The following is a 23,459-nucleotide window of genomic DNA, read 5'->3' on the forward strand; positions in this document are numbered from 1 at the left end:
TCGCCGTGGTGAGCCTTCAGAGGACCCCAAAAACCTTCTTCGCCAGACGTGTCGCCGCCTCGGCCGGGTTCTGGCGAATGCTCTGCTCCTGCTGGGCGATCCGCTTGAACAGGCCATCGAGCGCTTGCTCGGTCACGTACTGTTCGACGTTGGCATTCTTGGTATCGACCATGCCCAGGGCGGCCGCCTGACCCGCGAAGCTGTTGTATTTCTGCACCACACCGACCTTGTCGGTCGCCGCCTTGACGATCGGCAGGAACTTGGCGCGAATCGCTTCACGGCTGCTCTTGTCCAGGTACTGGGTCGCCGAGTCCTGACCGCCGGCCAGAATGCCCTTGGCATCGGCGACGCTCATCTTCTTCACGGCGTCCACCAGGATCACCTGGGCCTGGGGCACGGCCGCCTCGGCAGCCTGGTTCAGGCTGTTCTCCAGGGCTTGCACCTGGGCGCCCTGGCCGAGCATCTTCATCGCCTTGGCAGCCTTGCCCAGCTTGCCAGGGAGTTCGATGCGCACCTCGGGGTCATTGGCGAAGCCGCCGGGCGTTCCCAGTTGCTTGACGGCGACCTGTGCGCCCTGGATCAAGGCATCTTTGAGGCCGCCAGAGGCGTCAGCCTGGGTCAGGTCGCCAAGCGACAGCGCCATGGCGTTGGCAGTGAGCAGCAAGCTGGTGCAGAAAAGGGCAAGACGGAGAGGGGCGCGAAGCATGGGATGTTCCTTGCGAGGATCAATGAGCGGGCTCAGCGTACCGGATCGGCACGCGTCCGCACAGCAAGGAGGGGCAGGTAACAGGGTGCGAGTGGCCTGTCCGACCGACGAAGGGAAGCGGCCAGCCGCCAGGCGTCAGGTCGACAGGCCACACCGCATCAGGTGCTGCGTTCCTGCATCCGGTTACGCAGGACGAGCGAAGGCGGTAGCGTGCCCGCACCACGGAGTGGCTGACGGGCGAGCGCGACGGGTGCGGCACCCCTGCATGCGCTGGCGTCGAGGGCAACCGTCATGACGGTGCTGCGGGGCAGGCGTATCGGCCATGGAGGAGTCGGGCGGAGGGTCAGCTGCCTGAATGTGTCTTCCATGGAAATGCCTCGTTCGGATAGACGCCGCAGGCCTGTGCCTGGAGCAGGCAGGCCCACGGCCAGGGACACGCTCGGCTCAGCGCCGAGGTTTGCGTAACGACACGGCAGACAGGTCGGGCAGCGCGTTCAGGTCGATGTGCCTGATGACATTGCCTGCATGGAGGCGTGTCCGATCCAGGCTGTAGAGACCGATGTGCAGCTTGCACCGGCTGTTCGGCGGCAAGGCGGCGGTATCTACCGACAAGGTGAAGGGTGCAGTGTCACCCTCCAGGTACAGGGAGTGCTCGGCGATGTTGCTGGCGTAACGGTTGCTGTAGCCGTCTTCCTGGATCACCAGCAAGGCGCAGTCCAGGTAGGCGTGCGGCTGGCGCAGTTCGGCAGGGATCGACACCTGTCCGCCAAGCAGGGTGAAGGTGCCAGGATGCGGGGTGCCCTCCGTCGGGGCCATGCCCGTGGCCTTGAGAACCAGATTCAATGGCTGCGCTGGGGGCAACTGATCGAATTCGAGTGTTTCGCGGTGCTGGGCGATGATCGCATCCTCACCCAGGCCGACGGTGCACAGGGCTTCCACAGTGAACGCCATGAAACGCTGCGCGGCCGTGGTATCGAGTGTCAGGGTGAAAGGCATGGGAACGCCCGTGCACTGGCTGCTGCAGGTGGCCAGCACCTGCTGCGCATCGGCTAGATGGCCGATCAGCGAGACCGACAGGCGTGGCGCGCCTTCTTCGAGATGAGGTAGCACGGGGGTGGTGAGCGTACCGGTAAGCGATAACGTCATGGTCGACTCCAGACAAGGGGATTGAGGATCGATGTCGCCCATTGATCCTGTCCCGGCAGGGCGGTCTGGATGAAGCCTGAAGCGTTACCCCGCGTCGACGTCCGCCGACACCTCCGCGTTCAGGGTGACCTGCCGGATCGACAGCCGCAGCTCGGCCGACAGGACGCGCTTGGCCACGCCTTCGGCCAGTTCACCCAACCGACTGGGGTAGCTCAAGCGGCCCTGTGCGTCGGCGCGTACCACCCCCTCGCGCAACAGGGTCTGGATGAAGTGCCGGAACAGGGTCTTGTCGAAGAACTCCGGTGCGTTCAGCCCGTGCAGGATCGACAGGCGCTGGGCCATCATCACGCACAGGCCTTCCAGCGCTTCGGCGGTCAGGTTGCGTTGGCCGTTGTCCAGCAGCAACGAGGTGGCCATGTAGAAGCGCTGCAAGGTCTGCGTGATCGCCCGTGCCAACAAGGTCAGCAGGACGAACTGGCGCGAACTGGGCGCCGGGCGCAGGTACACGCCGTTCTCCTGGCGCAGCATGCCCTGCGCGACCAGGGCCTCGAGCCACTGGTCGATGACGGCCTCGAGCTGGTCGGGCGACCAGCGCAGGAACAGCTCGGCCTGCAGGTAGGGATACAGGGCGCTGGCGTAGGTGCCGATCTGCTGCCGGTTCATGCGCGAGCTGCTCATGAAGAAGCTCGCCAGCAGCGCTGGCAGCGCGAAGATGTGCAGGATGTTGTTGCGGTACCAGGTCATCAGCACCGCGTTGGTTTCTTCCAGGTAGAGAATGCGGCCCAGCGCGTCGCTCTGCTCCGACAGCAGGCCCATGCCCTTGACGTGTTCGATCAAGGCCAGGCCATCGCCCTCGGGCAGTGTCGAATGGGCGGAGTAGGGCACCTGCCGCAGCAACGCCAGGTACGTGTCGAGCACGCGTCGAAGGGCGCGTTCGTCGAGGGCCAGACGGCTGGTGGAGAGCAGCGCCAGCGCCACCAGGTTGACCGGATTGACCGCGGCGGCCTCGTTCAGGTGCTGGGCCACGGTGTCGCCCAGGCGGGTGGTCACCGTGTTGAGCCAGGCCGGGCGGGCATCGGGTGCGTCGCTGTGCGTTCGCCAGTCGGGATGGTGCTGGTCGAGAAACTCGGCCAGCCGGACCGGCTCGCCGAAGTTGACTGCGACTTGGCCATAGCGTTGCCTGAGCGCGCCAATGACCTTGAAGATGTCGAAGATCGACTCCTTCTTCTTGTGCGCCCCGCGCAGCTCGCCCAGGTAGGTCCGCCCTTCGAGCACGCGCTCGTAGCCGATGTACACCGGCACGAAGACGATCGGCGTGCGTGACGAGCGCAGGAAGCTGCGCAGGGTGATGGCCAGCATGCCGGGACGCGGTTGCAGCATCCGGCCGGTGCGCGAGCGGCCTCCCTCGACGAAATATTCGACCGGGAAGCCCTTGCTGAACAGCGTGTGCAGGTACTCGTTGAACACGGCGGCATACAGGGGGTTGCCCTTGAACGTACGGCGCATGAAGAAGGCGCCGCCACGGCGCAGCAGGTTGCCGACCACCGGCATGTTCAGGTTGATGCCGGCGGCGATGTGCGGGGGCGTCAGACCATTGCGGAACAGCAGGTAGGACAGCAGCAGGTAGTCGATGTGGCTACGGTGGCAGGGGACATAGATGATTTCATGACCCGGCGCCAGGTCCTGGACCTGCTCGATGTGGTTGACCTTGATGCCGTCGTAGATCTTGTTCCAGAACCAGCTGAGTACCACCTCCAGGAAGCGGATGACGGTGTAGGTGTAGTCCGAGGCGATCTCGTTGGCGTAGCGCAGGGCCTGGGCTTCGGCCTTGGCCAGCGGGATGGCGTCGCGCGTGGCCTGCTCGGCGATCGCCTGACGTACCAGCTCGGCGTGCAGCAGCCCCTTGACCAGGTGGCGGCGATGCGAAATGTCGGGGCCGATCACCGCTGTCTTGAGGTTGCGCAGGTGCACCCGCAGCAGGCGCTGCGCCATGCGCACGGTGCGCTCGGGGCCTTTGCCCTGCGCCACCAGCGGGCGCACGCGCAAAGGGTCGGAGAACTGCACCCGGGTCTTGCGTCCCAGCACCAGGACGGTCAGCAACCGGCGCAGGCGTCCGGTCACTGCCCAGCTGTCGGCGAACAGCAGTTTCCAAGGGCTCGATTCGCTGTCAGGTGACTGACCCCAGAACACGCTGACCGGGATGATCTGCACGTCCGTTTCCACCTGCTCGCTCACCGTGTCGACGATACGCCGCAGGGCCGGTGGCGCGCCGCGCTTGTCGCGCCGTCCGAGCCAGTCGGCTTCCGGCGTCAGGTAGAAGAACGCCGCAGGCTCCTGGCGACCGCCCACGGCCACGGACACCACCGGTCGCGGCAGGCCGGCCTTGACGCACTCGTGGTCCAGCACTGCCAGGTCGGTGGCCGAGGGCGAAGGCAGGGCGTAGATCACCGGGCACGTACGGTCGAGCTTGAGCCCCGGCGACGACGGATTGATGGTTTCGGAGCGCACCCACAGATACAGCAGGCGGCGCAGGGCACCGAACATCAGGCGACGCAGAGGGGAACGGGTCATCGGGGGGCAGGGCTCTGGCTGGACGGTATGAAGTGACGCGCAAGCCGCCAGTCTGCCGCATCCGCTGGCGTTCGGCAAAAGCCCTGGGCATGGTTTTTTGGAAGCCGAATTTGAAATCCGGTCCGTAGCTTGCAGGAAACTTCTTCGAGTCGTGTAAGCCTTGCATGAGTGGCCAGGCTGCGACGCTCGTCAAAACAAAAGATCAGGAGTGGTACAGATGTCGTCTCGTGAAACTGGAAACGTGAAGTGGTTCAACGATGCCAAGGGCTACGGCTTCATTCAGCGGGAGGGCGGCGCGGACGTCTTCGTTCATTTCCGGGCGATTCGGGGTGAGGGGCACCGTACGCTGCTCGAAGGCCAACGTGTGGAATACGCCTTGGTCGAAGGCCAGAAGGGCCTTCAAGCCGAGGACGTCCTGGGCTTGTGAACGGCCGCCAGGCCGCGCCGGACAAGGCGCGGCCCGATGCGCAGGGCACCGGCCACCGAGACGCGCTCGGTCAGGCCGGTACGCCGGACGTGGTCAGGTCCGCCAGGTGATTTCCTGTTCGCCATCGGCGCTGATGCGTACCCAGCGATCGGCGTCTTCCTCGCCTTCCTCCTCCACCCAGCTGCCCGGTGCGCAACGCACCTCCACCTGCAGCGCGGCATACACGGCGTGTGCGCAGGCGATGTCGTCCTCCCACGGGGTCTGGTCGCTTTCCAGCAACAGGCTGTTCCATTTCCCTACAGCGTTGGGTACCCAGGTGACCGGAATGTTACCGGCGCGGCACTTCCAGGTCTGGCCCTGCTGCTGCCAGGGCGAGCACTGACCCAGCGCCTGCTCCAGCCAGGTGGTCACCTGATGGCGGGACACGTCGCTGTCCTTGAGGTAGATCTCGATATCGGGTTGGCGCATCAAAAGGCTCCAGGTGTGCTCAGTCTTGGCGCACGAAATAGTCATAGCGCATGGAAACGGTGACGTCGAACGGTTCGGGCTGGTCGATCACCTGCGCGCGCCGTTCGGCGCTGGCGCGCCAGCCATGGGGCGTCATCGCCAGCAGGTCGGCACGCGCCTGAGGGTCGGCCAGCGACAGGCGGAACGTCAAGGTCTCGCTATGGGCATGCTGCATCGACGCTGGCACCAGTGCCAGGTGCTTGTCGTCGGCATACGGGCGGACCTCGTCGTACAGCACCTGGCGCAATTCCATCAAGTGGTCGCGGGTCGGGCCCACGCGCATCAGGCCGCCGCCAGGGCTCAGCAGGCGCAGGGCCTCCTGCCAGTCGAGGGGGCTGAAGACGCTGGCGATGAACTGGCAACTGGCGTCGGCCAGGGGCACGCGCGCCATGCTCGCGACCAGCCAGGTCACCTCGGCGGCACGGCGGCAGGCGCGCTTGACCGCTTCGCGCGAGATGTCCAGGGCATAGCCGTCGGCTTCAGGCAGGGCCTGGGCGATCTGCGCCGTGTAGTAGCCTTCGCCGCAGCCGATGTCCAGCCAGCTGGTCGGGTGACGCTCGGCGGCCAGTGCGGCCAGACGCCGGGCCACCGGGGCATAGTGGCCGGCCTCCAGGAAGCCGCGACGGGCGTCGACCATCGCCTGGTTGTCACCAGGGTCGCGGCTGTTCTTGTGCTGCACCGGCAGCAGGTTCAGGTAGCCTTGGCGCGCGCGGTCGAAGCGATGACCGGCCGCACAGGCCACGCCGTTGTCGAGGCGCGACAACGGCGCATGGCACAGCGGACAGGCAAGCATCAGGCGAGCAACCTCACCAGGGTCTGGTAGTAGATCTCGGTCAGCAGGTCGAGGTCGCTGGCCAGGATACGCTCGTCGACCTGATGGATCGTGGCATTGACCGGCCCCAGCTCGACCACCTGGGTGCCGAGCGTGGCGATGAAGCGTCCGTCCGACGTCCCGCCGCTGGTGGACGGCTGGGTCTGACGGCCGGTCACCGCCTGGATGCTGGCGGCGACCGCATCGAGCAGGTCACCCGGCTCGGTCAGGAACGGCAGACCGGAGAGCGACCAGTCGATCGACCAGTCCAGCTGGTGCGCATCGAGGATCGCCGCGACGCGCTGTTGCAGGCCTTCGACCGTCGATTCGGTGGAGAAGCGGAAGTTGAACAGCGCCGTCAGCTCGCCCGGTACCACGTTGGTGGCGCCCGTTCCGGCATTGAGGTTGGAGATCTGGAAGCTGGTCGGCGGGAAGAACGCATTGCCGGCATCCCAGTGCTCGGCCGCCAGTTCGGCCAACGCGGGCGCGGCCAGGTGGATCGGGTTGCGCGCCAGGTGCGGGTAGGCCACATGGCCTTGCTTGCCACGTACCGTCAGGGTCGCACCGAGCGAGCCACGGCGGCCGTTCTTGACCACGTCACCGAGCAGCGTGGTGCTGGACGGCTCGCCGACGATGCACCAGTCCAGGCGCTGCTGACGGGCGCGCAGGCGCTCGACCACGGCCTTGGTGCCATGGTCGGCCGGGCCTTCCTCGTCACTGGTGATCAGGAAGGCGATCTGCCCACGGTGGTCGGGGTAGTCCTGCACGAAGCGCTCGCTGGCCACCACCATCGACGCCAGGCTGCCCTTCATGTCGGCAGCGCCCCGTCCACACAGCATGCCCTGGTCGTCGATCAGCGCCTCGAACGGCTGGTGCGTCCAGGCCTGAAGCGGGCCGGTGGGCACCACGTCGGTATGCCCGGCAAAGCACAGCACCGGGCCGTCCTGGTGACCATGGGTCGCCCAGAAGTTGTCGACGTCCTCGATGCGCATCGGCTCGAGCGAGAAGCCGACCTGCGCCAGGCGGCGCATCATCTGCGCCTGGCAATCGGCATCGACGGGGGTCACGGACGGACGGCGGATCAGGTCGCAGGCCAGTTGAAGGGTAGGCGAGAGGTCGGCTGAGGCCGTCATGGGTCACTCCAGGGGCAGGGCGAGAGGCAGGGTGGTCGGCGTCGTCAGGCGGCCGTTCGCAGCGACAGGACCGCCCCCGGTTCAGACCATGCGGTCGACCTGTAGGAGCGGCCCCTGCGCCGCAATGGACCGTACAGCGGTCCCAGGATCGGTCAGACCCTGATGCACCGAGGCCACGCATAAAGCCCGTTATCTTATATCAAAGCCACGCCGAGGGCACGTACGACGCGACTGCGCAGCGGTCTTTGAACGCGCCGGATTTTGCCCGTCCCGGCGCACGCATGCAGCCCCTCATTCGACGGCAGAGCGTTCCGCCAACGTGTCGCGCCGGGGTAGCGATGACAGGAACGCCATCACCAACGCTGCCAGGTACGGCAGCGACTGCACCAGCAGCATCACCACCCAGAAGCGCATGTCCGCATTGGGCAGGCCCTGGACCAGGCAGATCCCCGCCGCTGCGCTCCACAACAGCAGCAGGATGAACAGCTCCTCGCGGGCTTCGGCGATGGCCACCAGCACGCCATGGCTGTCGGCATGCTTAGGGGTGCGGATGAACGGCATGCTGCGGGTGAAGAACCCGTACAGCACCGCCTTGGCGATCGTGTGCGACAGCGCCAGGCCCGCGAGCGCAGCGGCGAAGGCATCCTTCAGGTCGACGCCCACCGCACGGCGGTAGAGGAAGAGGATCTTGCCGACCTTGAAGCCGAACAGCGCCAGTGGCGGGATGGCGAACATCAGCAGCGGCGGGTCGACCCGCTGCGGGACGATGATCATCGCCGCCGACCAGAGCAGCGCGCCGACGGTGAAGAAGATGTTCATGCCGTCGGCGACCCACGGCAGCCAGCCGGCCAAAAAGTGGTAGCGCTGCCCGCGGGTCAGCTCGCTGCCACGGCCGCGCAGCAGGGCGCCGGCGTGGTGCTTGATGATCTGGATGGCGCCGTAGGCCCAGCGGAAGCGCTGCTTCTTGAAGTCGATGAAGGTGTCCGGCATCAACCCCTTGCCGTAGCTGTCGTGGGCGTAGGCGGCCGAATAACCGCGCTCGAACACCCGCAGGCCCAGTTCGGCATCCTCGCAGATGCACCAGTCGGCCCAGCCCAGCTCGTCGAGCACCGAGCGGCGCGTCATGGTCATGGTGCCGTGCTGGATGATCGCGTTGCGCTCGTTGCGGGTGACCATGCCGATGTGGAAGAAGCCCTTGTACTCGCTGTAGCAGAGCGTCTTGAACAGGCTCTCGTGCTGGTCGCGGTAGTCCTGGGGCGACTGCACCACGGCGATCTTCGGGTCGGCGAAGTGCGGCACCATGTGCTTGAGCCAGTTGCGGTCGACGCAGTAGTCCGAGTCGATCACCGCGATCACCTCGGCATCCGGGGCGGTGTGCGGCAGCAGGTAGTTCAGCGCGCCGCCCTTGAACCCCGCCAGCGGCGACACGTGGAAGAACCTGAAGCGTTCGCCGAGCCGTTCGCAATGCGCCTTGAGCGGTTCCCAGACGGCCGGATCCTTGGTGTTGTTGTCGATCACCAGCACTTCGAAGTCGGGGTAGTCCAGCGCGGCCAGGGCATCGAGGGTCTGCTTGACCATCTCCGGCGGCTCGTTGTAGCACGGCACGTGCACCGACACCTTGGGCCGGTAGGCGCTGTCGGTGTGCACCGGCAAAAATTCCCGGCGGCGCTTGTGGATCCAGACCGCCTCGGCCAGCTCGTGGGCCTCGGTCAGCAGCACGATGAACACGCCCAGCGCCCCCAGCCCCAGCAGCACGCCCACGGTCAGACTGAACCAGGTGCTGTACTGCTGGCTGTAGTCATAGGCGATCCACACCAGCACCGAACCGCACAGAAAGGCGATGAAGGTCAGGAAGGTGCGCCCACGCTGGCGCAGGGTCGAGCCATCGATCAGCAGCAGGGCCAGGGCCAGCAGCGCCAGCACCACCGAGGCTACCGCCAGGGCGCGCCACTGCGGGATCGCCACCACCGGCCCTTCGAAGTTGAATTTCTGCTGCCGCGCGGCGTTGAACACGCCCCAGTACGCGCCTACCGAGCCTTCGTCGCTGGCCTTCCAGGGCTGGTCGTAGGCTTCGATCACGAAATAGTTGTAGCCGCGTCGGTTGAGCGTGTTGACCAGGGTGCGCAGGTAGATGGCCTGGTCGGCCTGGGTGGCGTCGGCACCGCCGCGCATGCGCCCGTTGCTCGGCCAGCCGACCTCGGACAGCAGCAGCGGCTTGCGCGGGAACTGCTGCTTGAGTTCGCGGGCGCGGTCGAGCACGAACTGCACCGAGTCGTTCACCGGCACGAATTCCCAGTACGGCAGGATGTGCGCGGCGATCAGGTCCACATGCCGTGCCAGCTCGGGATGCGCCTTCCAGATGTGCCACTGTTCGCTGGTGGTGACCGGGACCTTGACGGCGGCGCGCACCCGGTCCAGGTAGGCGATCAGCCCTTCAGGGGTGACCTCCTCGCGGAACAGTGCCTCGTTGCCGACCACCACACGGATCACGCTGCGCGAGGTGTTGGCCAGCTCGATGGCCCGGGCGATCTCGCGTTCGTTGCGCTCCAGGTCCGGGCTGATCCAGATGCCCAGGGTCACCCGCAGGCCCATCTCCTCGGCCAGCCGGGGAATCTGCGCCTGACTGCCCTCGACGGTGTAGATCCGGAGGCTGTCGGTCAGCGTGCTCAGCTGCGCCAGGTCCTCGCGCAGTTCTTGCTCGCTGGGGTACTGACCCCGTTGCGGGCTTTCGTTCAGGCGAAACGGCGAGTACGAGAAGCCCGAGATCTGCTCGGGCCAGGCGGGGGCGGACACCGGCCGATTGACCAGGGCCCAGAAGCCGGTGAACAGGGCGGCGATGACCAGCACCACGACCAGGTTGAGGCCGAATTTGCGTGACGACATAAGCGTGTGAGATTCCAACGCCCTGGCCGGCGAGGGCATGGGCGGCTGTGCGAAGGTGAGGGTTCCGTCCTGCCCGGAGCACGGACATGTCCTTGTAGGTAACGACCTATTAAAGCAGGGTTATGCGGATTAATCCCCTTGACCGGCGCGCTTCCGGGGGGCGAGCGGCACGCAGTCGGCCCGCCGGTGGTTCGTCATCCGGCCAACTGCTTTATACTGCGCGCCGGTTTTTTCCAGGGTTGGGCGACATGAGCACAGAAGATCCACGCTTCGCCGGCATCGCCCGGCTGTATGGCGACGAGGGCCTCGAGCGCCTGCGCCGCGCCCACGTCGGCGTGGTCGGCATCGGCGGGGTCGGCTCCTGGGTGGCCGAGGCCTTGGCGCGCAGCGGCGTGGGGGAGATCACCCTGTTCGACCTCGACGATGTCTGCGTCAGCAACACCAACCGGCAGGCCCACGCGCTCGAAGGCCAGGTCGGGCGTGCCAAGGTCGAGGTCATGGCCGAGCGGCTGCGTGCGATCAACCCGGCCTGCATGGTGCACGCGGTGGCCGATTTCGTGACGCGCGACACGATGGTCGAGTACATCCACGAAGGCTTCGACGGTGTGGTCGACTGCATCGACAGCGTCAACGCCAAGGCCGCGTTGATCGCCTGGTGCCGGCGGCGCAAGATCGCCATCGTCACCACGGGCGGTGCCGGTGGGCAGATCGACCCGACCCAGGTTCAGGTCGGCGACCTCAACAAGACCTTCAACGACCCGCTGGCCTCGCGCGTGCGCTCGACGTTGCGTCGCGACTACCAGTTCTCCCGCAACGTCAGCCGCAATTATGGCGTGCCGTGCGTGTTCTCCAGCGAACAGCTGCGCTACCCGAAAGGCGATGGCAGCGTCTGCCTGCAGAAAAGCTTCGTGGGCGAAGGCGTGCGCCTGGACTGCTCGGGCGGTTTTGGCGCAGTGATGATGGTCACCGCCACCTTCGGCATGGTCGCCGCCAGCAAGCTGGTGGAAAAACTGGTCGGTGGGGCGCGCCGCCCTTCGGAGCGCGCCGTGGCTCAGGTGCCTGCGGCCAGTTGAGCCATGCGTTGCAGCACGGCGTGCAGGCCGTTGCTGCGTGAGGGAGTGAGCTGGCGCGCCAGGCCCAGCTGGGCGAACCAGTCGGCCAGGTCGACGCGGCCCAGCTCGTCCCGCTCGAGCCCCTGCACGCGCACCAGCAACACCGCCAGCAGCCCCTTGAGCAGCCGCGCCTCGCTGTCGGCCTGAAACTGCCAGCGTCCGTCGAGGGCCTGCGCGGTCAGCCAGACCACGCTTTCGCAGCCATGCACCCGGTTGGCCTCGACCTTGTCGGCCTGCGCCAGGGGCGGCAGCCGTTGGCCCCACTGCATCAGCAGGCGTGCCCGCTGTTCCCAGCCCTGGGCCTGTTCGAACCCCTGCAAAGCCTCGCGGGCCGCGGTCGGCAGCGTCATCGCAACAGCTCCAGGGCCTGATCGAAGGCGTCGAAGAACCGCACCAGGTCGTCGCCATCGTTGTACAGGCCCAGCGACACGCGAATCGCGCCCTCCAGGCCCAGTCGCTCGAACAGCGGCATGGCGCAATGGTGCCCCACGCGCACGGCGATGCCTTGTTCGGTCAGCAGGTGGGCGATGTCGGCATTGTGCACCCCGTCCACCACGAAACTGGCCAGCGCCCCCTGAGGGTCGCCCAACAGGCGCACGCCTTCGCGCGCGACCAGGCCTTCGCACAGCATGCGGTGCAGCGCGGCCTCGTGCGCCGCCACGGCCGACGGATCCAGGCCGTTCAGGTATGCCAGGGTCGCTCCCAGTCCGATCACCCCGGCCACCGGCGGCGTGCCTGCCTCGAAACCCAGGGGCGCAGGGCGAAAGCTCGCGTCGTGATAGCCGGCCAGGTGCACCATCTCGCCGCCGAACTGCCAATGCCTCAGGCGCGACAGCGCCGGCTGGCGACCGTAGAGCACGCCCACGCCGTCCGGCCCGTACAGCTTGTGGCTGGAGAACACGTAGAAGTCGCACCCCAGCTGGCTCAGGTCGGGACGCCCGTGCACCACCCCTTGGGCGCCGTCGACCACGCTCAGCGCCCCCTGGGCCCGGGCATGCGCCAGCAGGGGCGCCAGGGGCTGCCAGGTGCCCAGCACATTGGACAGTTGGCTGACCGCCAGCAGACGGGTGCGCGGTCCGATCAACTGCAACGCCTGCTCCAGGTCGATCTGGCCGCGTTCATCAATCGGCAGGATCACCAGGCGCAGGCCACGGCGTCGCGCCAACTGTTGCCAGGGCAGCAGGTTGGCATGGTGCTCCAGGGCACTGACGGCGATTTCGTCGCCGGCCTCGAAGCCATGTTCCAGGCCATAGGCAAGCAGGTTGAGCGCCGAGGTGGCCCCGTGGGTGAAGATGAACTGCTGGGCCTCGCCGCCGCCTGTCCAGGCAGCCAGCGCACTGCGGGTCGCCTCGAACGCCTGGGTCGCCAGGGCGCCCGGCACGTGCTGGGCCCGGTGCACGTTGGCGGCGCCACCCCCGTAGTAACGATTGAGGGCGTCCAGCATGACCTGGGGCTTCTGGGTGGTGGCCGCGCTGTCCAGGTAGGTCTGGTGCTGGCGGTGCAGGGCGGCGACGGCGGGGAAGTCGGCGCGCCAGGGGGAGGGCTGGAACATGATGGTGGACCTGGAAAAGAAACGGGCCTGGCAAGAAGCCAGGCCCGATCTTATCACTTCAGGTCGTTGCAGGCCTCAGTTGTGGGCGTGCAGGGCCTCGTTCAGCTCGATGGCCGACTTGTGGGTCTTGCACTCGACGGCGCCGCTGACGGAGTTGCGGCGGAACAGCAGGTCGGTCTGGCCCGCCAGGTCGCGCGCCTTGACCACCTTGACCAGCTGGTTCTGCTCGTCCAGCAACTGCACCTTGGTACCGGCGGTGATGTACAGGCCCGCCTCGACGGTGTTGCGGTCGCCCAACGGGATGCCGATCCCGGCGTTGGCGCCGATCAGGCAGCCTTCGCCGACGGTGATGACGATGTTGCCGCCACCGGAGAGGGTGCCCATGGTCGAGCAGCCGCCCCCCAGGTCCGAGCCCTTGCCGACGAACACGCCGGCCGAGACGCGACCTTCGATCATGCCCGGGCCTTCGGTGCCCGCGTTAAAGTTGACGAAGCCCTCGTGCATGATGGTGGTGCCTTCGCCGATGTAGGCGCCCAGGCGGACCCGCGCGCTGTCGGCGATGCGCACACCGGCCGGGACCACGTAGTCGGTCATCTTCGGGAACTTGTCGACCGAGAAGACTTCCAGCAGGTCACCGCGCAGTCGCGCCTCGAGCTGCTGCTCGGCCAGCTCGGCCAGGTCGATGGCGCCCTGGCTGGTCCAGGCGATGTTCGGCAGCAGCGGGAAGATGCCGGCCAGGCTCACACCATGGGGCTTGACCAGGCGGTGCGAGAGCAGGTGCAGCTTCAGGTAGGCTTCAGGAGTCGACGTCAGCGCGCCGTCCTCGGCCAGCAGGGTCGCGACCAGCGGCTTGTGGCTTTCCGCCAGGCGCGTCAGCAGGGCGGCCTGGGCGGGGTCGATCGTGCGCACGGCGTCGGCCAGTTGGGCGGCCTGGGTCGTGCTGAAGGTGATGGCCTGATTGCCGCCTTCGTAGCCGAGCAGCGGAGCGATCGCCTCGACCAGGGCGCTGGAGGGCGCCACCAGGGGCTGCGCGTAGAAGACTTCCAGCCAGGTGCCCTGGCGGTTCTGGGTGCCGACGCCGAAGGCCAGGCTGAACAGGGTAGTGGACATGCGGTTACCTCTTGCGAATAAGGGAAAGCGAAAATCAGGTCAACGCGGCGGCATACCGATCAGGTGCGAAGCCGACCAGGGTGCGTTCGCCCAGGTCGAGCACCGGGCGCTTGATCATCGAGGGTTGGGCCAGCATCAGTTCGATGGCCCGGGCCTGGTCGAGATCGGCCTTGCTGGTCTCGTCGAGCGTGCGGAAGGTGGTGCCGGCACGGTTCAGGACGGTCTGCCAGCCGTGCTCGTCGCACCAGCGCACCAGGCTGTCACGGTCGATGCCTTGGGTCTTGTAGTCGTGGAAGGTGTAGGCAATGGCCTGCTCGTCGAGCCAGGTACGGGCCTTCTTCATGGTGTCGCAGGCTTTGATGCCGTAGAGAGTCGGGGTCATCGCGGGTAGGGAGGCCATACGCGGTTCGAACGGGCAGGAAGCGGTGCGGGGAGGCTGACCGACCGGAAGGGAACCGCAACGGGCTCTACCGTCTCCGAACGGTACAGGGCAACTCGACCGACCCCTGCCCGAGCCTGGGCGTGCCGCCTCGGTGCTCCTTGAACAGTGGACGGCCGATTATGCGTCATCGACGGCGTGGATGCCATGAGCGCGGCACCTGAAGCCCGTGCCGTGGTCCACTGCTGGTCGTCGCGCCCGGCGACATGGGTGAGTGCAGGGTTACGACGTTGGTCGCACGGCCTGCCTGGCCTTTCGCCCTTACCATGGCGCCGCCCGCCCTTGGTCTTCGCTCACACAGGACACATGCTCCAATGCAGTCAGCCTACACCGTGCTTATCCTGCTGACGCTGGTAAGTCTCTCCAAATTGCTGGTTCGCGTCGTTCCGCTGCCGCTGCCGTTGATCCAGATCGCCGCCGGGGCCTTGCTGGCCTGGCCGACCCTGGGGCTGCACGTGGCGCTGGACCCTGAACTGTTCCTCTTTCTGTTCCTGCCGCCATTGCTGTTCGTCGACGGCTGGCGCATCCCCAAGCGTGCGCTGTGGCGGCTGCGTGGCCCGGTGGTGGGGCTGGCGGTCGGGCTGGTGCTGTTCACCGTCGTGGGCGCCGGGTACTTCATCCACTGGCTGCTGCCGAGCATTCCGCTGGCGGCCGCGTTCGCCCTGGCGGCGATCCTCTCGCCCACCGATGCGGTAGCGGTCTCGGCGATTACCCAGGATCGCCTGCCCAAGCCGTTGATGCACATGCTCCAGGGCGAGGCGTTGATGAACGACGCCTCCGGCCTGGTGACCTTCAAGTTCGCCCTGGCGGCAGCGATCACGGGCGCCTTCTCGCTGGCCGAGGCCAGTGTGACCTTTCTGCTGGTGGCGCTCGGCGGGCTGGCGGTAGGCGTGGCCCTGAGCTGGCTGATCGGGCGGCTGCGCATGTGGATGATCGGGCGCGGCTGGGACGATCCGGCCACCCACGTGGTGTTCATGCTGTTGCTGCCGTTCGCCGCCTACGTGCTGGCCGAGCGCCTGGGTGCCTCGGGCATCCTCTCGGCCGTGGCGGCCGGCATGATGCAGAGCTGGCTCGACCTGCTGCCGCGCCAGACCAGCACCCGGCTGCTCAACCGCAGCGTCTGGTCGTTGCTGGAGTTCGCCTTCAACGGGCTGATCTTCCTGCTGCTGGGCCTGCAGTTGCCCGACATCGTCAAGGCCGTGGCCAGCCACGAGACCTCGCTCTGGCCGACGTTGGCCTGGCGCTGCCTGGACGTGCTGGCGATCTTCGCCACGCTGGTGCTGCTGCGCTTCATCTGGGTACAGAGCGTCTGGCGCATCATCGGCCGGGTCCGCCACTGGCGCGGCAAGCCGGCCCTGGTGATGCTGCCGACCGCGCGCTCCTGCTGGCTGCTGACCCTGGGTGGGGTGCGCGGGGCGGTGACCTTGGCCGGTGTCATGTCGGTGCCGCTCCTGATCGGCGCCGACCAGGCCTTCCCCGAACGCGACCTGCTGATCTTCATCGCCGCCGGGGTGATCCTGCTGTCGCTGGTCAGCGCCTGCATCGCCCTGCCGGTGCTGCTGCGTGGGATCGACAAGAGCGCCGACGAGCGCATGGACCAGGAAGTGCAGGAAGCCTGGCGCCTCACGGCCGAGGCCGCCATCCATGCCCTGGAGGCGGAAGACCTGAGCGAGGCCGACGCGCCGCAGAACGCCGACCTGGCCACGCTCGCGGTCGAGCTCAAGGGGCGGTTGATGGCCGAATACCGCGATCAGCTCGAACGCTACAACCACAGTGACGAAAGTCGCGCCCTGGCCGAGCGCATGGACCAGCTCGAGCGACACCTGCGGCTCAAGGCCTTGCGTGCCCAGCGCCTGGAACTCTACGCGCTGCACCGCCGGCACCAGGTCGGCAACGAGGTGGTCCGGCAGATCCTCGGCGAACTGGACCTGAGCGAGGCCAACCTGGCGCGCAACAAGTGACGGTGCGCTCGACGCTGGCCATGTCCAGGAGGCGCCGAGCACCCTGGGCGCATCGCGCCGGTACCGACTACCGAGTGGTCAAGGCGCGACCCGGCGCTCACGGCGTGTCGAGGCAGGCGAATACCGGGCCGCAGGCGATCAGCGCGACAGGAACTGGCGAATGCGTTCGGCCGCTTCGATGCACTCGGCCAGCGGGGCGACCAGGGCCATGCGCACGCGTCCGGCGCCTGGGTTGACCCCGTCCACTTCACGCGACAGGTACGAGCCGGGCACCACCGTCACGTGCTCGGCCTCGAACAGGTCACGGGCGAAGGTGGCGTCATCCCCGGGCACCTTGGCCCACAGGTAGAAGCTGCCGTCCGGGCGCTGGACGTCGAGCACTGGCTGCAGGATGTCCAGGACCGCGTCGAACTTGGCGCGGTACTGGTCGCGGTTGGCGCGCACGTGCGCCTCGTCGCCCCAGGCCGCGATGCTCGCGCGCTGGGTCGGTACCGGCATGGCGCATCCGTGGTAGGTGCGGTACAGCAAAAACGGCTTGAGGATGCGCGCATCGCCCGCGACGAAGCCCGAGCGCAGGCCTGGCAGGTTCGAGCGTTTGGACAGGCTGTGGAACACCACGCAACGGTGGAAGTCCTGGCGGCCCAGTTCGGCACAGGCCGTCAGCAGGCCGGCGGGCGGGCTGTCCTCGTCGAAGTACAGCTCGCTGTAGCACTCGTCGGCGGCGATCACGAAGTCGTACTGGTCGGCCAGGCCGATCAGGGTCTTCAGGGTCTCCAGTGGCACCAGGGCGCCCGTCGGGTTGCCTGGCGAGCAGAGGAAGAGGATCTGGCAGCGCTGCCAGACCTGCGCCGGCACGGCGTCGAAGTCAGGGTTGAAGCCGTTGGCCTCGAGGCAGGGCAGGTAGTGCGGCGTGGCACCGGCCAGCAGCGCGGCGCCTTCGTAGATCTGGTAGAACGGATTGGGGCTCACCACCAGGCCTTCGTCGGCCCGGTTGACCACGGCCTGGGTGAACGCGAACAGCGCCTCGCGGGTGCCGTTGACCGGCAGCACGTGGCGCTCGGCATCGAGCCAGCCGCTGGGCACGCCGAAGCGCCGCTCGCACCACTGCGCGATCGACTGGCGCAACGCAGGCAGGCCGAGGGTGCTGGGGTACACCGCCAAGTCCCCGAGATGATCCGCCAGGGTCTGGGTGACGAAGGCAGGGGATTCATGCTTCGGCTCTCCGATCGACAGGGCGATGGGACGCTTGTCCGCCGCCGGCTTCACGCTGCCGAGCAGGGCGCGAAGTTTCTCGAAAGGGTAGGGCTGAAGCTGGGTCAGGGCATGGTTCATCGGCGCAAGGTCTCGTCAATCGTCAAAAGGTGACGCGGGTAGGGGTGCCATCGCTCTGTTGGCCGGCCTGCAACTGGCGCACGATCGCCTCTTGCAGGCGGCTGCACAGCTGCGGATCGGACAGCGGCTGGTTGTCGGCATCGGTGATGAAGAACACGTCCTCGACCCGTTCGCCCAGGGTGGCGATCTTGGCGTTCTGCAGGGAGAGGTCGAACGCCAGGAAGATCCGGCCGATGCGCGCCAGCAGCCCGGGGCGGTCGGGGGCGATCAGTTCGAGCACGGTCACCGGCCGTTGCGCATCGTTGTGGATGGTCACCTGAGGGGCGAAGGTGAAGTGCTTGAGCTGGCGCGGCACCCGTCGCTGGATGATCGTCGGGTAGTCTTCGGGCGTGCGCAGCGCCTCGGTCAGCCCCTCGCGAATCTGGCGGACGCGCTGTGGGTTGTCGCCGATCGAGCCGCCGTCAGTGTCCAGCACGATGTAGGTGTCGAGGGTGAACTGGCTGCTGGAGGTGATGATCCGCGCATCGTGAATGTTCAGGTTGAGCTGCGACATGGCCGCCACGGTCACGGCGAAGAAGTCGTGCTGGTCGGGCGCGTAGATGAAGATCTGCGTGCCGCCCTCGAACTCGCGCTGGGTGGTTTCCTTGATCAGCACCAGCGGGCCGCCGTCGGCCGGCTGCTGGAGGATGGCGTCGGTGTGCCAGGCGACGTCGGCCGAGGTGTGGCGCAGGAAGTAGTCGTCGCCCAGCTGCGACCAGAGCTGCTCGACGTCGTCCGGGTCGGTGCCTTCGCGCACCAGGATGTCCAGCGCGGCGCTCTGGGTCTGGCGGATCAGCTCTTCGCGGTCCAGCGGGTTTTCCAGGCCGCGGCGCAGGGCGCGCTTGGTCTCGGTGTAGAGCTGGCGCAGCAGGCTGGCACGCCAGGAATTCCACAGGCTCGGGTTGGTGGCGTTGATGTCGGCCACGGTGAGCACGTAGAGGTAGTCCAGGCGCGTCTCGTCACCGACCAGCAGCGCGAAGTCATGGATCACCTGGGGGTCGGACAGATCCTTGCGCTGGGCCGTGGTGGACATGCCCAGGTGGTGACGCACCAGCCAGACGATCAGGCGGCTGTCCCAGGCCGGCAGGTGATGGCGCCGGCAGAACGCTTCGGCCTCTTCGGCCCCGATCTCCGAATGGTCGCCCTGACGGCCCTTGCCGATGTCGTGGTACAGGCCGGCCAGGTAGATCAGCTCCGGCTTGGGCAGGCGTCCCATCAGCTTGCTGGCCAGCGGGAATTTCTCCGACACGGGCGTGTACTGCAGCTTGCGCAGGTGCTTGATCAGGTTGAGCGTGTGCGCATCGACCGTGTAGATGTGGAACAGGTCGTGCTGCATCTGCCCGACGATGAAGCCGAACTCGGGCAGGTAGCGCCCGAGGATGCCGTAGCGGTTCATGCGCCGCAGGTTGCGGTGGATGCCCACCTCGCACTTGAACAGCTCGATGAACAGGCTGGTGTTGCGGATGTCGTGGCGAAACGCGTCGTCGATCAGGTGCCGGTGCTCGCGCAGCAGGCGCACGGTGTCGGCACGCACACCCTTGATCGCCGGGTGCTGGGCCATCAGCACGAAGATCTCCAGCATGGCGAACGGGGTGCGCTTGAACACCTGGGCGTTGACCGCCTCGAGGTAGCCATCGTGCAGGCGAAAGCGCGGGTTCAGGGGCTGGGTCGTGCCGTTGTCATCGGCCAGGATCACCTCTTCGAAGTGCTGGATGATCAGGTCGCACAGCTGGCTGATGCTCATCACCACCCGGTAGTACTGCTGCATGAACTGCTCGATGGCGCGCTTGGGGTTCTCGTCGCTGTAGCCGAGCAGGGTGGCCACGCTGCGCTGGTGGTCGAACAGCAGGCGATCCTCGGCGCGGCCGGCGAGCATGTGCAGGGCATAGCGCACTTTCCACAGGAACGACTGGGACGAGGCCAGCAGTTCGTTCTCGCTCTCGAGCAGGAAGCCTTCCCCGGCCAGGGCGTGCAGGTTCAGCGTGCCGTAGTGGCGCCGGGCGACCCAGAGCACGGTCTGGATGTCGCGCAGCCCGCCGGGCGAGCCCTTGACGTTGGGTTCGAGGTTGTACTCGGTGTCGTTGTACTTGTGGTGGCGGGCCTGCAGCTCGGCGCGCTTGGCCAGGAAGAACGCCTTGCTCGGCCACATGTGCGCGGTGCCGGTAGCCTCGAGCATGCGCTTGCGCAGGGCCTCGGGGCCGGCGATGGTGCGGCTTTCCATGAGGTTGGTGATGACCGTGATGTCGGCGCGCGCCTGCTCGGCACAGTCGGCGACGCTGCGCACGCTCTGGCCGACCTCCAGGCCGATGTCCCACAGCAGGGTGAGCAGCTGCTCGATCGCGCCCCGGTAGCGCTCATGGTCGTCCTCGCCCAGCAGGATCAGCAGGTCGATGTCCGAGTAGGGGTGCAGCTCGCCACGGCCATAGCCGCCCACCGCCACCAGGGCGATGCCGCCCGGCTCGCCCCAGTCGAACTGGTTCCAGGCCTGTTGCAGCAGGTTGTCGACGAGCCAGGCGCGGTCTTCGATCAGCCGACGCACGTCGCGGCCGTCGCGAAAGCGCCGGTCGAGCACCTCGCCGGCCTGGCGCATGACTTTCTTGAAGGCCGCGATGGGGCTGGCCTTGAGCGCCAGCTCGGCCTGGAACTGGCCGCGGTCGAACAGTTCGGGATCCACCTGGGGCATCGTCGGGTTCCTGTCTGGGCAGCCGGCCTGGGGTCAGGCCGACGTACGCGGGATGGTGTCGTCCTTGCGCAGGGTGAAGATCTCGTAGCCGGTGGCCGTCACCAGCAGGGTGTGCTCCCATTGCGCCGACAGCTTGCGATCCTTGGTGATCGCGGTCCAACCGTCGCCCAGCACCTTGGTGTCGGCCTTGCCCTGGTTGATCATCGGCTCGATGGTGAAGGTCATGCCTTCCTCGAGCGCCATGCCGGTGCCGGCCTTGCCGTAATGCACCACCTGCGGCTCTTCGTGGAACACCTTGCCGATGCCATGGCCGCAGAACTCGCGTACCACGGAGAAGCCGTTCTTCTCGGCGTGCTTCTGGATCACCTCGCCGATGTCGCCGAGGCGGCAGCCCGGACGCACCAGCTCGATGGCCTTGTACAGGCATTCCTGGGTGACCTGGGACAGGCGCTCGGCCCAGGGCGCGACGGTGCCGACGTGGAACATGCGGCTGGTGTCGCCGTGGTAGCCGTCCTTGATCACGGTGACGTCGATGTTGAGCGTGTCGCCGTCCTTGAGCGGCTTGTCACCGGGGATGCCGTGACAGACCACATGGTTGATCGAGGTGCAGATCGACTTGGGAAAGCCTTTGTAGTTCAGGGGCGCGGGGATGGCCTTCTGCACGTTGACGATGTAGTCGTGGCACAGCCGGTCGAGGTGCTCGGTGGTCACGCCGGGCTTGACGTGCGCCTCGATCATTTCGAGCACGTCGGCGGCCAGGCGGCCGGCGACCCGCATCTTCTCGATGTCTTCGGCGGTCTTGATGGTTACGGTCATTGCAGGCTCTCTACGGCGCCGCCAGGGCGCTGACAAACGGAAAGCCGCGATTCTAGCAGACCTGGCGCCGTTTCTGGACCTTCCGCCCGCGTGCCACGTCCTGTGCGCCCGGCGCAAGGTTCTGGTTCCGTTCCCCGGTCGGCTGTGGTATAACATGCGCCGCTTTCGGGGACGACCCCGTCAGCCTGAACCCACACACGTGTCGGCACGATGGCCTGGGTGCCCCGGATCCTCGGATTCGCGGTTGGTCATTGGGATGCGTGGAGGCCCAACCCGACTTATCAAGGAACAATCATGTCCCAAGTCAACATGCGCGATATGCTGAAGGCCGGTGTGCACTTCGGCCACCAGACCCGTTACTGGAACCCGAAGATGGGCAAGTACATCTTCGGCGCGCGTAACAAGATCCACATCATCAACCTGGAAAAAACCCTGCCGCTGTTCAACGACGCCCTGTCGTTCGTCGAGCGCCTGGCCCAGGGCAAGAACAAGATCATGTTCGTCGGCACCAAGCGTTCCGCGGGCAAGATCGTCGCCGAGCAAGCGGCCCGTTGCGGTTCGCCGTACGTCGACCACCGCTGGTTGGGCGGCATGCTGACCAACTACAAGACCATCCGCGCTTCGATCAAGCGTCTGCGCGACCTGGAAACCCAGGCCGAAGACGGCACGTTCACCAAGCTGACCAAGAAAGAAGCGCTGATGCGTTCGCGCGACCTGGAAAAGCTGGACCGTAGCCTGGGCGGCATCAAGGACATGGGCGGCCTGCCGGACGCACTGTTCGTGATCGACGTCGACCACGAGCGCATCGCCATCACCGAAGCCAACAAGCTGGGCATCCCGGTCATCGGCGTTGTCGATACCAACAGCAGCCCGGAAGGCGTTGACTACGTCATCCCAGGCAACGACGACGCCATCCGCGCCATCGAGCTGTACATGACTTCGATGGCTGACGCCGTCATCCGTGGCCGCAACAACGTGGCTGGCGGTACCGAAGTCTACGCTGAAGAAGCGGCTGCACCTGCTGCCGAGTAATAGACGCTAGCGTCGACTTGGCACGCGAAAAGGGGGCTATGCCCCCTTTTTGCCACCTTGAAATCCTGCTGTCGGCAGCCGTCCCCTTCCCTGGGCATGCAGGCGCAGACAGCGGATTCGCAGTATTGAACGCCCGTCATCGACGGGTGGAATGGTTGAAAAACTTTCCAAGAGGATTTTGAAATGGCAGCAATTACTGCAGCGCTGGTCAAAGAACTGCGCGAGCGTACCGGCGAAGGCATGATGGATTGCAAGAAAGCCCTGGAAAAGGCTGGCGGCGACATCGAGAAAGCCATTGATGACATGCGTGCCTCGGGCGCCATCAAGGCCGCCAAGAAGGCTGGCAACGTTGCCGCCGAAGGCGCCATCGCCGTCAAGACCGACGGCACGTCGGCCGTCCTGCTGGAAGTGAACTCGCAGACCGACTTCCTGGCCCTGCAAGACGACTTCAAGCAATTCGTCGCCGAAAGCCTGGAAGAAGCCTTCGCCCAGAAGCTGACCGACGCCGCGCCGCTGATCGCCTCGCGCGAAGCTGCTCGTGAAGCCCTGGTCGCCAAGTGCGGCGAAAACGTCAACATCCGCCGTCTGGTGCGTGTTGAAGGTGACGTGGTCGGTGCCTACCTGCACGGCAACAAGATCGGTGCTGTCGTTGTTCTGAACGGCGGTGACGTCGAGCTGGCCAAGAACATCGCCATGCACGTCGCCGCGTCGAACCCCGAGTTCCTGGATTCGTCGGAAATCTCCGCCGAAGCCATCGAGCGCGAGAAGGGTGTCTTCCTGCAGCTGAACGCCGACAAGATCGCCGGCAAGCCGGAAAACATCGTTGAAAACATGATCAACGGCCGCATCACCAAGTTCAAGGCCGAAGCCTCGCTCAAAGAGCAGGCGTTCGTCATGAACCCGGAAGTCAAGGTTGGCGAGCTGGCCAAGAAAGCCGGCGCTGAAATCGTTTCCTTCACCTACTTCAAGGTTGGCGAAGGCATCGAGAAGCCAGTCGACGACTTCGCTGCCGAAGTTGCCGCACAGGTGGCTGCTGCCAAGCAGTAAGACAGACCTTTCTGTCGCCCCCAAGAGGCTGCCCGCTCACGCGCGCAGCCTCTTTTTCAAAGCGCCCGCCGGTTTACCCTGCCGGCAGGCGTTGGCGCTGAAGCAGCGCCGCGCTACAGTCTTTGGCAGGCTGCATCCAGCCCGCCCTGAAT

Annotated in this window: 19 protein-coding genes; 5 read left to right on the plus strand and 14 right to left on the minus strand. The window is 66.4% G+C overall.

Annotated elements, in window-relative coordinates:
- Positions 1 to 16: 16 nt before the first annotated feature.
- The 3 genes from G7Z99_RS11515 to plsB all read right to left on the minus strand — a co-directional run bounded on the left by G7Z99_RS11515 (position 17) and on the right by plsB (position 4,423).
- The gene (locus G7Z99_RS11515) at positions 17 to 706 is read right to left on the minus strand and encodes a DUF4197 domain-containing protein (RefSeq protein ID WP_181093905.1); all 690 of its coding nucleotides are present in this window, start codon (positions 704 to 706) and stop codon (positions 17 to 19) included.
- Between the two features lie 444 nt (positions 707 to 1,150).
- On the minus strand, positions 1,151 to 1,852 hold the full coding sequence (locus G7Z99_RS11520) for a hypothetical protein (protein WP_181093907.1): 702 nt from the start codon (positions 1,850 to 1,852) through the stop codon (positions 1,151 to 1,153).
- Positions 1,853 to 1,936: 84 nt separating this feature from the next.
- Entirely contained in the window at positions 1,937 to 4,423 is a 2,487-nt protein-coding gene (gene plsB, locus G7Z99_RS11525; RefSeq protein ID WP_181093909.1) for a glycerol-3-phosphate 1-O-acyltransferase PlsB, read from the minus strand.
- Between the two features lie 217 nt (positions 4,424 to 4,640).
- Here plsB and G7Z99_RS11530 point away from each other — a divergent pair, with 217 nt between their 5' ends.
- Positions 4,641 to 4,850 carry a cold-shock protein gene (locus G7Z99_RS11530; protein ID WP_181093911.1) on the plus strand — a complete coding sequence of 70 codons (210 nt, stop codon included), beginning with the start codon at positions 4,641 to 4,643 and terminating at the stop codon, positions 4,848 to 4,850.
- Between the two features lie 93 nt (positions 4,851 to 4,943).
- Here the strand turns inward: G7Z99_RS11530 and G7Z99_RS11535 are convergent, their stop codons facing one another.
- The 4 genes from G7Z99_RS11535 to G7Z99_RS11550 form a co-directional block, all read right to left on the minus strand.
- Entirely contained in the window at positions 4,944 to 5,318 is a 375-nt protein-coding gene (locus G7Z99_RS11535) for a hypothetical protein (protein ID WP_181093913.1), read from the minus strand.
- 19 nt (positions 5,319 to 5,337) lie between these two features.
- The gene (locus tag G7Z99_RS11540) at positions 5,338 to 6,150 is read right to left on the minus strand and encodes a putative RNA methyltransferase (protein WP_181093914.1); all 813 of its coding nucleotides are present in this window, start codon (positions 6,148 to 6,150) and stop codon (positions 5,338 to 5,340) included.
- Positions 6,150 to 7,301: a succinyl-diaminopimelate desuccinylase gene (gene dapE, locus G7Z99_RS11545; RefSeq protein ID WP_181093916.1), complete on the minus strand. Its 1,152-nt coding sequence runs from the start codon at positions 7,299 to 7,301 to the stop codon at positions 6,150 to 6,152. The genes G7Z99_RS11540 and dapE overlap by 1 nt, the downstream gene beginning before the upstream one ends.
- A gap of 291 nt (positions 7,302 to 7,592) precedes the next feature.
- Positions 7,593 to 10,184, minus strand: coding sequence for a glycosyltransferase (locus tag G7Z99_RS11550; RefSeq protein WP_181093918.1), 2,592 nt, complete (start codon positions 10,182 to 10,184; stop codon positions 7,593 to 7,595).
- 248 nt (positions 10,185 to 10,432) lie between these two features.
- On the opposite strand from G7Z99_RS11550, the gene tcdA reads away from it, so the two are divergent.
- Positions 10,433 to 11,257 carry a tRNA cyclic N6-threonylcarbamoyladenosine(37) synthase TcdA gene (gene tcdA, locus G7Z99_RS11555; RefSeq protein WP_181093920.1) on the plus strand — a complete coding sequence of 275 codons (825 nt, stop codon included), beginning with the start codon at positions 10,433 to 10,435 and terminating at the stop codon, positions 11,255 to 11,257.
- Here the strand turns inward: tcdA and G7Z99_RS11560 are convergent.
- The 4 genes from G7Z99_RS11560 to G7Z99_RS11575 all read right to left on the minus strand — a co-directional run bounded on the left by G7Z99_RS11560 (position 11,236) and on the right by G7Z99_RS11575 (position 14,340).
- The gene (locus G7Z99_RS11560) at positions 11,236 to 11,646 is read right to left on the minus strand and encodes a SufE family protein (protein ID WP_181093922.1); all 411 of its coding nucleotides are present in this window, start codon (positions 11,644 to 11,646) and stop codon (positions 11,236 to 11,238) included. The two genes, tcdA and G7Z99_RS11560, sit on opposite strands and share 22 nt — an antisense overlap.
- Positions 11,643 to 12,848 (minus strand): aminotransferase class V-fold PLP-dependent enzyme, encoded by a 1,206-nt coding sequence (locus G7Z99_RS11565; RefSeq protein WP_181093924.1) that lies wholly within the window; start codon positions 12,846 to 12,848, stop codon positions 11,643 to 11,645. The genes G7Z99_RS11560 and G7Z99_RS11565 overlap by 4 nt, the downstream gene beginning before the upstream one ends.
- A gap of 75 nt (positions 12,849 to 12,923) precedes the next feature.
- Entirely contained in the window at positions 12,924 to 13,958 is a 1,035-nt protein-coding gene (gene dapD / locus G7Z99_RS11570) for a 2,3,4,5-tetrahydropyridine-2,6-dicarboxylate N-succinyltransferase (protein ID WP_181093926.1), read from the minus strand.
- A gap of 34 nt (positions 13,959 to 13,992) precedes the next feature.
- Positions 13,993 to 14,340 (minus strand): ArsC family reductase, encoded by a 348-nt coding sequence (locus tag G7Z99_RS11575; RefSeq protein WP_181094085.1) that lies wholly within the window; start codon positions 14,338 to 14,340, stop codon positions 13,993 to 13,995.
- Positions 14,341 to 14,711: 371 nt separating this feature from the next.
- Between G7Z99_RS11575 and G7Z99_RS11580 the strand changes: the two genes are divergently transcribed.
- A complete protein-coding gene (locus G7Z99_RS11580) occupies positions 14,712 to 16,358 on the plus strand; it encodes a Na+/H+ antiporter (RefSeq protein WP_181093928.1) in 1,647 nt (548 codons plus the stop codon).
- A 138-nt stretch (positions 16,359 to 16,496) separates the two neighbouring features.
- Here the strand turns inward: G7Z99_RS11580 and dapC are convergent, their stop codons facing one another.
- The 3 genes from dapC to map are packed head-to-tail and all read right to left on the minus strand — an operon-like array spanning position 16,497 to position 21,228.
- Positions 16,497 to 17,690 (minus strand): succinyldiaminopimelate transaminase, encoded by a 1,194-nt coding sequence (gene dapC, locus G7Z99_RS11585; protein WP_181093930.1) that lies wholly within the window; start codon positions 17,688 to 17,690, stop codon positions 16,497 to 16,499.
- Positions 17,691 to 17,712: 22 nt separating this feature from the next.
- Positions 17,713 to 20,412: a [protein-PII] uridylyltransferase gene (locus G7Z99_RS11590; RefSeq protein WP_181093932.1), complete on the minus strand. Its 2,700-nt coding sequence runs from the start codon at positions 20,410 to 20,412 to the stop codon at positions 17,713 to 17,715.
- A gap of 33 nt (positions 20,413 to 20,445) precedes the next feature.
- A complete protein-coding gene (gene map, locus G7Z99_RS11595) occupies positions 20,446 to 21,228 on the minus strand; it encodes a type I methionyl aminopeptidase (protein WP_181093934.1) in 783 nt (260 codons plus the stop codon).
- A 294-nt stretch (positions 21,229 to 21,522) separates the two neighbouring features.
- On the opposite strand from map, the gene rpsB reads away from it, so the two are divergent.
- Together rpsB and tsf are read left to right on the plus strand one after the other, a co-directional pair.
- Complete coding sequence (gene rpsB, locus G7Z99_RS11600; RefSeq protein ID WP_181093936.1) at positions 21,523 to 22,260, plus strand: 30S ribosomal protein S2; 738 nt, start codon at positions 21,523 to 21,525, stop codon at positions 22,258 to 22,260.
- A gap of 183 nt (positions 22,261 to 22,443) precedes the next feature.
- Positions 22,444 to 23,307: a translation elongation factor Ts gene (tsf, locus tag G7Z99_RS11605; protein WP_181093938.1), complete on the plus strand. Its 864-nt coding sequence runs from the start codon at positions 22,444 to 22,446 to the stop codon at positions 23,305 to 23,307.
- Positions 23,308 to 23,459 lie beyond the last annotated feature (152 nt).

This window comes from Pseudomonas entomophila (assembly GCF_013523165.1).
GTDB lineage: Bacteria > Pseudomonadota > Gammaproteobacteria > Pseudomonadales > Pseudomonadaceae > Aquipseudomonas > Aquipseudomonas entomophila_A.